The organism is Chitinibacter sp. S2-10, from assembly GCF_046530675.1.
Classification (GTDB): Bacteria; Pseudomonadota; Gammaproteobacteria; order Burkholderiales; family Chitinibacteraceae; genus Chitinibacter.
Genome location: NZ_CP172558.1, coordinates 1552066 through 1562833 on the forward strand (window position 1 = coordinate 1552066; position 10768 = coordinate 1562833).

Consider the following 10768-nt stretch of genomic DNA (forward strand, 5'->3'; position numbering starts at 1 on the left):
TGTCAGGCGGTCTGTCGGGTGAGGTGATTAAAATTCCGGCGCAATCTGTTCGGCATAATCATAGAGCGCGGCCAGAATTGCTTCGCTGCGCTCGTCTCCTTCCGGCAGGGTTTCGGCCAAGCGGTCGATTTCTTCGCTATAGGCCTCAAGCGTCAAGGCATTAGCCGCGCCGTCGAACAGCCGCGCGTTGCGCCATTGCTCCCAGTGCGAAGTTTCGTCATCGCTTAGCGTGTGTGGGAAATTTCTCGCGCGATAGCGGAAAAATAATTCTTCCAGCTGCCGGTCTTCAAAATGAACCATTTCGCTCGCGAGCTTGTCGCCGCTCATGCCGCGCAAGCGCGTCAATGTGCGACGGTCGGTGTTCGATACAAAACCGCCGTACAGATTCGCATCAACGTCCTGCTTCTCCATCGCTTCGCGGGCAAACACTTCGCCCCACGGTAGAGCTGGTGCTGCGTTCAGTTTGGCCGCGTTGGCGTTGATGATTGCCATATCAATATTCCAGCGAGCGATGTCGTCGGGACGCAGCACTTTCAGATTGCCGACGACAATCGGCGATTTATTGGCATGAATGGTTTTAACCGGCAGCCGCGGCGTTTCGCCCAATTCGTCCTGACGCGTGAACATCCGGCGGCGGATTTCGGCGGGCGGCAGCGTGAACAGCTCGGCCGGATCGACCGCCAGATCCCAGACGATGATTTCGTTCTTGTTGGTCGGATGCACGCCCAGCGGCCAGACGATGGCGAGATTGCCGCGTTCGACGCCGTACATGCCCGAGATATGAACGAATGGCCGCGGCTGCGCGACATTGATTTCGTCGAAAACGCGCTGCTTGCTGCGCAGGCCAAGACAAAAATCAAATAGCTTGGGCTGCGCATCGCGAATCAGTCTGGCCAGTGCAATCGTGGCGCGCACGTCGGACAGCGCATCGTGCGCCGCTTCATGCGCGAGTCCGTTGGCGACGGTCAGATGTTCGAGCTTGAAGCTGACGCGGCCGTCTTCGTGTTGCGGCCACACAATCCCGTCGGGGCGTAGCGCGTAAACGGTGCGGACGACGTCGAGCAGATCCCAGCGTCCGCAGCCGTTCTGCCATTCGCGCGCGTACGGGTCGATCAGGTTGCGCCAGAACATATAACGCGTGACTTCGTCGTCAAACCGGATCGTGTTGTAGCCGACGCCGATGGTTTCGGGTTTGGCGAGTTCGCGCTCGATCGCTGCGGCAAACTGATATTCGGGAATGCCGTTTTCCAGGCAAAACTGCGGCGTAATGCCGGTCAGCAGACACGCTTCGGGCGCAGGCAGATAATCGTTGGCGGGCTGGCAATGCAGATTGATTGCGTTGCCGATTTCATTGAGTTGCTCGTCGGTGCGAATGCCGGCAAATTGCGCCGGGCGGTCGGTTTTCGGGTTAACGCCAAAGGTTTCGTAATCGTGCCAAAGAAATGTATGCGACATGCCGGATACCGAGAGAAGAGGGGCGAAATGTCCGCCAGTTTAGCGGTGATTGGCCGCGCTGCAAAATGGCTTTATAGATACGTGTTTGGGTATGCCTTTCTGTATTAATCATTAATTGATCTACATGGCTATACCCTGTGGTTAATGCTGCGTGCTGGATTTGCTGGCGTAGCCAGCGGCGCAATGGATCTTGGGCGGTGCGCTGATGCCAGATTTGCATCACTTCAACGTGCGGCAAAGCAAATGGCAATGGGTGTTAACCAGCGTTGCGATTAGTGGCGTGAGCTGGGCTGCCAGCGCGTGCGGCACGCACAAACAAGGGGTCGCCAAACGCATGCCGCAATTTATTGAGTTTGTGGCTGAGCGCCATGCGTTCCTGATACAGGGTATTGAAATACCAGCAGTAGATTCAAATCTTTGTGATGGGTATTCATTATTTGAATTTTTAGCCATTTTGTTAATCTGCTAACAGCTAACAGCTAACAGCTAACAGCTAACAGCTAACAAGGAGCAAGTCATGAAAATTCTGATGGTATTAACTTCGCACGATCAACTGGGGAATACGGGCGAGAAAACCGGTTTCTGGCTCGAGGAATTCGCTGCGCCGTACTATGTTTTCCGCGATGCTGGTGTCGAGCTGGTGCTGGCGTCGCCCAAAGGCGGCCAGCCGCCGCTTGACCCGAAAAGCAGTGCCGCCGCTTCGCAAACCGCAGCGACGACACGCTTTAATGCTGATGCGGCCGCCATGGCACAGCTCGCTGCAACGCAGGTTTTGAGTCAAGTCAGCGCCGATGATTTTGACGCGCTGTTTTATCCGGGCGGTCACGGGCCTTTGTGGGATCTGGCCGAGGATAAGGATTCAATCGCGCTGATCGAAAGCTTTATCGCACAAGGCAAGCCGATCGCAGCGGTTTGCCATGCGCCAGCCGTATTGCGCCATGTGAAGGCCGCTAATGGCGATTACTTGGTCGCGGGCAAGCGAGTGACGGGCTTTAGTAATGCCGAAGAGGGGGCGGTTGGTCTGACGCAAGTCGTACCGTTTTTGCTCGAAGACATGCTCAAAGCCAATGGCGGCAACTATATCGCTGGTGCAATGTGGCAAAGCCATGTCGTGCAAGATGGCTTGTTGATCACAGGGCAAAACCCGGCTTCGTCCGAGGCGTGCGCTCAGGTATTGCTCGAGCAGCTTTGATATTGATGGGTATGGCTTTGTGGGTCTTGATACTTAAGGTGCGCAGGGCTATACCCTTGCTTTTATTCTGAGTGCAGAAACGCTGGACGAAAAAAAACGCCTTTCGGCGTGATTTTTGCTGCTGAAAATTTTAATTCTGGTCGGGGCGGTGGGATTCGAACTCACGACCACCTGGTCCCAAACCAGGTGCGCTACCGGGCTGCGCTACGCCCCGACTAGAGGTTGCGAAATATACCGATGCAGGCCGGTTTCGTCAACGGGTTTCTGGTTTGTCGAAAGGCTTTTTTTGCTAAATATCTGATTGTAATTATTTTTTATGCTCCGATTTTTCGGGGTGAACATCTTCAGTTTGCCAGCGGTAATTTGCCTGGGTTTGGGTACAATAGTGATTTCATTCAGACGCAGGGGCAGGCAATGGGGTATCGCATTCAAAAGTGGGGACAGGGATTGTGTTTGACTCTGTTGGCTTTCGCGCTGATCGCATGCAGCAAAATCACGGCCGAAAATTATCAGAAGATCGAGACCGGGATGTCGCGCGCTCAGGTGGTTGAAATTCTGGGTGAACCGACGCAGACGCAGACTTCGAATCTGGTCGGTATTGCCAGTGAGCAGGCCGTTTGGGAAAGTGGCAAAGTCAAAATCACGGCGACTCTGGTTAATGACACTGTGCTGATTCGCAATATGAGTCAGCAATAAACCGCGGTGCGCAGGCAAAACACAGCACAGCTATTAAAACCATGCAGCCTGGGTATATTGAGCAAGGCTTTGTTGTAATTGGCTTTCGGAGTAATACTCAGGCAGGTATTTGAGGCCGGTAGCCTTGCAGAAATAATTTCACCGCGCTACTGACCTGGCTGGCGATCATTTCTGCGGTCGGCTCGCAGACCGAGAGCTGGATTTTGCGCATCACGCCCGCATCGCACAGCGCAAAAAATTGTTCTGCCGCCAGTGTGGTGTCGGCGATGTCTACAATGCCGCGTTGATGCAAATGATCGAGATAGTGCGCCAGATTCCGTCGTGCCAGTGCGGGGCCGCTTTCTTCAATGGCCTGGCCGAGCTCGGGAAACTGCATGGCTTCGGCCAATACGATGCGAAACAGCGCGCGCTGGTGGGCTTCGAGCAAGCTTGTTAACCATTGCTGACCTATCGTCTGCAAAATCAGCTCGGGCGGCGTATCGCTGTATTCGCTCGGCGGCGAATCATGTGACCCGCCTTTGCAGCATTCGCCCTGAATCAGTGCGACAAACAGCGTTTCCTTGTTTTCAAAATAATTGTATAGCGTCCCCTTCGAGACCCCGGCACTTCTGGCGATTTGTTCCATGCTGGCGGCGGCAAAACCTTTGTTCATGAAAATTTCACGTGCGCCTTCGAGAATTTGCTCACGCTTGCTTTCGCTGAGTTTGCTGGCTGTGGAAGAATCTGACATCGAAGCTATTCCAAAAAATATTCAAGCGGCATGTTGACCGAACCGTTCGGTCAATATAGCATGATTCGCACTCAGTAAACCATCTCCGCTAGCTGGCCGTGCTACCCGACGCTTTGCCGTGCTTGCGACACTGACCATTTTTTCCGGATTTTCTTTGAGGGAGCCGAGGTCTATGCGACTTCGATTGATAATTTTGTTGCTGGCGACGACGCTGGGGGGGTGCGCAGTTAACCTGCCCGCGCCGACGGCTGAGCAGCTTGATCCGAAAGCGACTGAATGGCAGGCGAGTGTGCCAACTGCTAATCCAACTGCTAATCAGTTTGCGGACAAACTGACCGAGCAAGCGAGCTGGTGGCAAACGTGGAATGACCCGGTGCTGAGTCAGCTGCAAGCAGCGGCGCAGCAGGAAAACCCGACCTTGCAAATAGCCGAAGCGAAAATTCGCGAAGCTCGTGCCAAAGCATATTCGGCCAAAGCCTATTTGTGGCCGACGATAGACGCCAAAGCCGACAATACGCGCAGCCGTAATGAAATGATTGCACCCGGGTTTGTGACTGACAACCGCTCAGTTGGGCTTGATGCAAGCTGGGAAATCGATCTGTGGGGCGGCGTGCGTGCTGCCGAGCAGGGGCTGCTGGCCAATCTGGCCGCCAGAGAAACCGAATGGCACGACGCGCGTGCCAGCATCGCCGCCGAAGTCGCCAATGCCTATGTGACCTATCGTGCCTATCAGACGCTGGCTGACATTGTTGCGCTCGATCTAGCGTCGCGTGATCGCAGTTTGCAGCTGACGCAGGAAAAAGCCAGCGTCGGTTTGGCCAGCCCGGTCGATGTCGCCTTGCTTGAAGCCAGTAGCGGCGACGGAGAGGCGCAACTGGTCGAAATGCAGCAGGGGCAAATGCTGGCGGTCAAAGCGCTCGTCGCATTGACCGGCCTGGCTGAAAGCGAAGTGCGTTTGCAACTCGCTCCGCAGAGCGACTTGCCACGGCCAGCCGGGTTTACCGTCGCCAGCCTGCCGGCAGAAGTCATTGCCCAGCGTCCGGATGTCCGCATTGCTGCCGAACAGGTCAAAATGGCTGCCGCCGATGTGGGTGTTGCCGAAGTTCGCCGCCTGCCGTCAATCAGCCTGTTTGGCGCGATCAGTATTGGCGAGCAGCGCGTTGGAAGCGCCGAATTATCAGGGCAAACCTGGTCGTTTGGCCCGACGATCAAACTGCCGATTTTCAACGCCGGTCGCCTGAAATCCGACAGGGATGCGGCACAGGCACGCTACGATCAGGCGCTGGCGGCTTATCAGCAAGTGGTGCGACAGGCCGTGCGTGAGGTCGAAGAAAACATGGTGCGGCTGGAGGCTTCTGCCAAACGGGTAGTTGCGACCGAGCGTTCGGTCGTTGGCTATCAAAAACAGCTCGCCTCAAACGAAGCGATGTGGCAAGCCGGGATGAGCAGCCTGCTCGATCTGGAAATTTCGCGCCGTTTTCTGCTCACCGCGCAAACGCGGCAGATCAATCTGAAACGCGAACAACTGGCCAACTGGATCGCGTTGTATAAATCGGTCGGCGGCGAATGGCCGCAGGATAAAACGGCCACTGCGGAATAAGCATTCGACGCTGTTGACGTTCTGGACGGGTTTCCAAATGAATGTCAATCAGCCAATGGGTATTGCCTTGCAGGGCAATCATGAGTTGAGTTACATAAAGATACTGGAGTAGGGTAATGAATCGTTTTCTGGAGCATCTCCCGGTCAATTTATTCCGCCAGCGTCGCAGTGTCGCTGCGATATTGGCGATATTTGTTGTGGCCAGTCTGGGCGGCTATGCGCTGGCCAGTGCGGACAAAAAAGCTGACCCGGCGCCGGAACAGGTATCGGCGAAGGCGGTACTGACGGTCAAGCTGATCAAGCCCACAGTGATGGAATGGGCGCAGCAGATTGCTGCCAACGGCAATGTGCTGGCATGGCAGGAATCACAAATCGGCACCGAAATCGGCGGCTTGCGACTGGTCGAAGTCAACGCGCAAGTCGGCGATGTCGTTAAAAAAGGGCAGCTCTTGGCACGCTACAACGACGAAACGCTCAAGGCCGAAGTCGCTCAGGTCAAAGCCAGCGTCGAAGAAGCTGAAGCCGCGCTCAATGAAGCACGAGAAAACGCCAACCGTGTTCGTCAGCTGGGAACGAGCGGATCGCTCAGCGCGCAGCAAATTACCCAGGCGATGACGCAGGAACGCACCGCACAGGCGCGTGCGCAGTCAGCCAAAGCGCAGTTGACGACGGCGCAGGTTCGGCTTAATCAAACGCGGATTGTTGCGCCTGACGACGGCGTGATTTCCAGCCGCAGCGCAACTTTGGGCGCAGTCAGCCAGCCGGGGCAGGAATTATTCAGGCTGGTGCGCAAAGGTCGTCTGGAATGGCAGGCCGAAGTGACCGCCTCTGAGAGCGCGCGAATTGCCATCGGCCAGCAGGCGACACTGACGCTGGCCAATGGCCAGATCGTGCACGGCACCGTGCGCCAGATCGCGCCGACGGTCGACACCAAAACGCGCAATCTGATTGTGTATGTCGATCTGAAAAACGACGAACAGCGCAGCGCCAAGCCGGGCATGTTTGCCAAAGGCCAGATCGCCGTCGGGCAGGGCAAAGCGCTGACGCTGCCGGGCAGCGCCGTTCTGCTGCGTGACGGTTTTGCCAATGTGTTCGTTATCGACTCTGCGGCCAAATCGGGCGCTAGCAAAGTCAAGCAGGTGCGGGTGAAGCTCGGTCGTCAGGCGCAGGGAATGATGGAAGTCGCCGGTATTGCGCCTGATGCACAGGTCGTCGCAGCCGGCGCGGGTTTCCTTGCCGATGGCGATACCGTTCGCATTGTGAAATAAGCATGGGTATTGCTCTGTAGAGCCCATTGATAAATAGCTACGCAGAGATACCTTGTGGTGTATCTGCAGGGAAGATGTGATGAATTTTTCTGCTTGGTCGATTAAAAATCCGATACCGGCAATTATGCTGTTTGTCTTGCTGTCCATCGCCGGACTGTGGTCGTTTAACGCGATGAAGGTGCAGGATTTTCCCGATATCGAATTGCCGATGGTAACGGTCACCGCGGTGCTCGATGGCGCCGCACCGGCGCAACTGGAAACCGAAGTCGCGCGTAAAATCGAAAACTCGGTATCGGCATTGCAAGGCGTCAAGCACGTTTACAGCAATATCACCGACGGCGTTGTCAGCCTGAATGTCGAATTCGTGTTGGAAAAGCCGATCAACGAGGCCGTTGACGACGTGCGGGACGCGGTGTCGAACGTGCGTGGCGATTTACCGTCGGATATGAAAGACCCGATCATCGGCAAAGTCGAATTTTCCGGCGTACCGTTTCTGGTTTTCACCGTCGCTGATTCGCAGCTCGACGAAGAGCAATTGTCGTGGTTTGTCGATAATAAAGTCACGCGTCTGGTTCGCGCCGTGCCCGGCGTTGGCAAAGTCTCGCGCGTTGGTGGTGTGAGCCGTGAAGTGCGAATCGAGCTTGATCCGGAACGCATGGCGGCGCTCGGCGTCACCAGCAGCGAAGTATCGCGCCAGCTGGCAATGACACAAAAGGATTCATCCGGTGGCCGCGCCGATCTGGGTGGCAGTGAGCAGGCGCTGCGAACGATTGCGACGGTGCAAACCGCCGCTGAGTTGGCGAAAACCGAACTGGCACTCAGCGACGGACGTCGGATTCGCCTTGATCAGATTGCGACGGTGAGTGATACGACGGCCGAGCGCCGCTCAATTGCCCAGCTCAACGGCAAATCGGTCGTCGGTTTCGAAATCACGCGCTCACGCGGCGCGAGTGAAACCAGTGTGGCAGCAGAAATTCAGGCGGTCTTGAATAAACTCAAAGCCGAACACCCGACGCTGGTAATTACGCAGGCCTACGATATGGCCAAGCCAGTGCAAGATGAATTCGATTCATCCATGCACCTGCTCTATGAAGGCGCGCTGCTGGCGGTGATTGTCGTGTGGTTTTTCCTGCGCGACTGGCGCGCGACGCTGGTTTCGGCGGCGGCCTTGCCCTTGTCGATTTTGCCGACGTTTATCGGCATGCACTATATGGGCTTTACGCTCAATACGGTGACTTTGCTGTCGATGGCGCTGGTGGTCGGGATTCTGGTTGACGATGCGATTGTCGAAATCGAGAACATCGTTCGCCATTTGCGGATGGGCAAAACGCCATATCAGGCGGCGATGGAAGCGGCTGACGAAATCGGTCTGGCGGTGATCGCGACGACATTTGCGCTGGTTGCGGTGTTTTTGCCGACCGCATTCATGGGCGGGATTCCGGGTAAATTCTTTATTTCATTCGGCTGGACTGCGGCGCTGGCCGTCATGGCGTCCTTGGTCGTTGCGCGCTTGCTGACACCGATGATGGCGGCGTATCTGCTTAAGCCGATTTTTCATGATGAAAAAGAAAGCTGGATCATGCAGCAGTATTTGCGCGTTGCGCAGTGGTGTTTGCTGCACAGAAAAACGACGGCGGCGTTGTCGATTCTGTTTTTTATTGGCTCGCTGGCGCTGGTGCCGCTGTTACCGACGGGTTTTGTTCCGGCTGACGACCGATCGCAAACGCTGGTCAAAATCGAGCTGCCACCGGGTGCAACCTTGCAAGACACCTTTGCTGTCGCCGAACAGGCACGGCAGATTATTCTCAAGCAGCCGTATATCACGCACATTTATACCGCAATTGGCGGCGGCAAGGCCGGTGCCGATCCGTTTGCCGCAGGTTCGAGTGGCGTGAACAAAGCCAATCTGACGCTGACTTTGGCCGATCGCAATGACCGCTCGCTCAAGAAAACGCAAATTGAAAAAAATCTGCGCGAAGCGCTGCAAGTGTTGCCGGGGGCTCGGGTGCAAATCGGTCTGGGTCAGTCGGGTGAAAAACTGCAAATGATCATCAAATCGGATGACCCCGAGGCGCTGGCGCTGGCGGCGAAAAATATCGAACAGGATTTGCGTACGCTGCAAGGCGTTGGCTCGATCACGTCGAGTGCAAGTCTGGTTCGTCCCGAGCTGATTATTCGTCCCGATATGGCCAAAGCCGCCGATATGGGCGTCACGGGCGTGTCGATTGCCAATACGATCCGCGTTGCAACGGTCGGCGACTTTGATACTGCGCTGGCGAAATTGAATCTGCCTGAACGTCAGGTGCCGGTCGTAGTTCGTTTGCCCGATGAGTTTCGCAGCAATCTGGAAGCGATCAAGCGCCTGCGAGTGCCGTCGACCCATGGCGAAGTGATGCTCGGCCAGGTCGCGAGCGTCGAGATTTCCAGCGGGCCGAGCCTGATCAGCCGTTACGACCGGGCGCGGAATGTCATTTTTGACGTCGAACTCAATGGCCGCGCGCTGGGCGAAGTCAATGCCGAGCTCGAGCAATTGCCGGCGATGAAGAATCTGCCGGCTGGCGTGACTCGCGCCGAATTTGGCGATGCTGAAGAAATGAAAAAGCTGTTTGCCAGCTTCGGACTGGCGATGCTGACCGGCGTGCTGTGTATTTATATGGTGCTGGTGCTGCTGTTCCATGATTTTATGCAGCCGGTGACGATTCTGGCCGCCTTGCCATTGTCGATTGGCGGCGCGTTTGTCGCCTTGCTGATTGCCAATAGTGCTTTTGCGATGCCATCGCTGATCGGTCTGATTATGCTGATGGGTGTTGCGACGAAAAATTCGATTCTGCTTGTCGAATATGCGATTGTCGCGCGCCGTGAAGGATTGAGCCGCTTTGATGCGCTGATCGACGCCGGACGCAAACGTGCACGTCCGATTGTGATGACGACGATTGCGATGGGCGCAGGGATGTTGCCGATTGCCATCGGTTGGGGCGCTGATTCGAGTTTCCGCTCGCCGATGGCGATTGCGGTGATTGGCGGGTTGATTACGTCAACTTTCCTGAGCCTGCTGGTGATCCCGGTGGTGTTTACTTTTGTTGACGATTTTGTTCAGTGGTTGGGACGCAAACGCAAAAAAGCAGAGTCATGATGGGTATGTGATTGAAGGCTTGTATTGCTATTGCTTGAGGGGAGATACATCGATGGGGTATCTCCCATCAAGCATTTCAGCGTTTTGCAAAGGCCAACAATCCACCGACGGCAAAAAATGCGGCAGCGCAACTGCGGTTAAAGAACCGGATTCGTCCTTTCCCTTGCAACCAGTCGGCCAGCCGGTGGCCGCCCCAGGCATAAGCGACTTGCCAGCTGATTTCGATGATGAAAAACGAGCTCAGTAAAATCACCCATTGCGTACTCTGTGGCTGATTGACATCGATAAATTGCGGCAGAAAGGCGCCGGCGAACAAAATCGCCTTGGGGTTGGAGAGCGCAACTGCGAGGCCGGTTTGATAACGCGCCTTGGGGCTGTTGGCATCTTTGCTGGGCAATTGCATTTCATCGCCGGCCTGCCAGCATTGCCAGCCCAGATAGACCAGATACAGTGCCCCGACGATTTTCAGCGCGGTAAACAGCGTCGCCGAAGCCATTAAAATCGCGCCAACGCCGACGGCGGACAGTCCGATCAGAATACTCAAACCGGTCATGGCGCCGGCCATGGTTGCCAGCGTGGCCTGCCAGCCATAACGTACACCGTGACTGAGCATGAGCAACATATTCGGTCCGGGCGTCGCCGAGATAAATAAGGTCGTACCGAGAAACAGAAGCCAGAGATTAAGACTCATTAA

Annotated in this window: 9 protein-coding genes and 1 tRNA gene; 6 read left to right on the forward strand and 4 right to left on the reverse strand. The window is 55.7% G+C overall.

The window, feature by feature from the left end:
* Positions 1–27: 27 nt before the first annotated feature.
* Positions 28–1455, reverse strand: coding sequence for an exodeoxyribonuclease I (gene sbcB / locus ACG2XO_RS07390; RefSeq protein ID WP_410500172.1), 1428 nt, complete (start codon positions 1453–1455; stop codon positions 28–30).
* A gap of 205 nt (positions 1456–1660) precedes the next feature.
* On the opposite strand from sbcB, the gene ACG2XO_RS07395 reads away from it, so the two are divergent.
* The gene (locus ACG2XO_RS07395; RefSeq protein ID WP_410500173.1) at positions 1661–1924 is read left to right on the forward strand and encodes a hypothetical protein; all 264 of its coding nucleotides are present in this window, start codon (positions 1661–1663) and stop codon (positions 1922–1924) included.
* 48 nt (positions 1925–1972) lie between these two features.
* Positions 1973–2647 (forward strand): type 1 glutamine amidotransferase domain-containing protein, encoded by a 675-nt coding sequence (locus tag ACG2XO_RS07400; protein ID WP_410500174.1) that lies wholly within the window; start codon positions 1973–1975, stop codon positions 2645–2647.
* A 137-nt stretch (positions 2648–2784) separates the two neighbouring features.
* Here the strand turns inward: ACG2XO_RS07400 and ACG2XO_RS07405 are convergent.
* Positions 2785–2861, reverse strand: a tRNA-Pro gene (locus ACG2XO_RS07405).
* Positions 2862–3061: 200 nt separating this feature from the next.
* On the opposite strand from ACG2XO_RS07405, the gene ACG2XO_RS07410 reads away from it, so the two are divergent.
* Positions 3062–3343 (forward strand): DUF3862 domain-containing protein, encoded by a 282-nt coding sequence (locus tag ACG2XO_RS07410; RefSeq protein ID WP_410500175.1) that lies wholly within the window; start codon positions 3062–3064, stop codon positions 3341–3343.
* A 97-nt stretch (positions 3344–3440) separates the two neighbouring features.
* Here ACG2XO_RS07410 and ACG2XO_RS07415 read toward each other — a convergent pair whose 3' ends face one another.
* On the reverse strand, positions 3441–4073 hold the full coding sequence (locus ACG2XO_RS07415) for a TetR/AcrR family transcriptional regulator (RefSeq protein ID WP_410500176.1): 633 nt from the start codon (positions 4071–4073) through the stop codon (positions 3441–3443).
* Positions 4074–4245: 172 nt separating this feature from the next.
* Between ACG2XO_RS07415 and ACG2XO_RS07420 the strand changes: the two genes are divergently transcribed.
* The 3 genes from ACG2XO_RS07420 to ACG2XO_RS07430 all read left to right on the forward strand — a co-directional run bounded on the left by ACG2XO_RS07420 (position 4246) and on the right by ACG2XO_RS07430 (position 10074).
* Complete coding sequence (locus ACG2XO_RS07420) at positions 4246–5673, forward strand: efflux transporter outer membrane subunit (RefSeq protein ID WP_410500177.1); 1428 nt, start codon at positions 4246–4248, stop codon at positions 5671–5673.
* Positions 5674–5789: 116 nt separating this feature from the next.
* A complete protein-coding gene (locus ACG2XO_RS07425) occupies positions 5790–6941 on the forward strand; it encodes an efflux RND transporter periplasmic adaptor subunit (RefSeq protein WP_410500178.1) in 1152 nt (383 codons plus the stop codon).
* 79 nt (positions 6942–7020) lie between these two features.
* Positions 7021–10074, forward strand: a complete 3054-nt coding sequence (locus tag ACG2XO_RS07430; protein WP_410500179.1) for an efflux RND transporter permease subunit — start codon at positions 7021–7023, stop codon at positions 10072–10074.
* Between the two features lie 76 nt (positions 10075–10150).
* Here the strand turns inward: ACG2XO_RS07430 and ACG2XO_RS07435 are convergent, their stop codons facing one another.
* A complete protein-coding gene (locus tag ACG2XO_RS07435; protein WP_410500180.1) occupies positions 10151–10765 on the reverse strand; it encodes a LysE family translocator in 615 nt (204 codons plus the stop codon).
* Between the last annotated feature and the right edge of the window lie 3 nt (positions 10766–10768).

Bases quoted from the DNA above. Each gene is read 5' to 3' on its own strand.
- sbcB (WP_410500172.1), bottom strand. From the start codon at position 1,455: ATGTCGCATACATTTCTTTGGCACGATTACGAAACCTTTGGCGTTAAC.
- ACG2XO_RS07395 (WP_410500173.1), top strand. From the start codon at position 1,661: ATGCCAGATTTGCATCACTTCAACGTGCGGCAAAGCAAATGGCAATGG.
- ACG2XO_RS07400 (WP_410500174.1), top strand. From the start codon at position 1,973: ATGAAAATTCTGATGGTATTAACTTCGCACGATCAACTGGGGAATACG.
- ACG2XO_RS07410 (WP_410500175.1), top strand. From the start codon at position 3,062: ATGGGGTATCGCATTCAAAAGTGGGGACAGGGATTGTGTTTGACTCTG.
- ACG2XO_RS07415 (WP_410500176.1), bottom strand. From the start codon at position 4,073: ATGTCAGATTCTTCCACAGCCAGCAAACTCAGCGAAAGCAAGCGTGAG.
- ACG2XO_RS07420 (WP_410500177.1), top strand. From the start codon at position 4,246: ATGCGACTTCGATTGATAATTTTGTTGCTGGCGACGACGCTGGGGGGG.
- ACG2XO_RS07425 (WP_410500178.1), top strand. From the start codon at position 5,790: ATGAATCGTTTTCTGGAGCATCTCCCGGTCAATTTATTCCGCCAGCGT.
- ACG2XO_RS07430 (WP_410500179.1), top strand. From the start codon at position 7,021: ATGAATTTTTCTGCTTGGTCGATTAAAAATCCGATACCGGCAATTATG.
- ACG2XO_RS07435 (WP_410500180.1), bottom strand. From the start codon at position 10,765: ATGAGTCTTAATCTCTGGCTTCTGTTTCTCGGTACGACCTTATTTATC.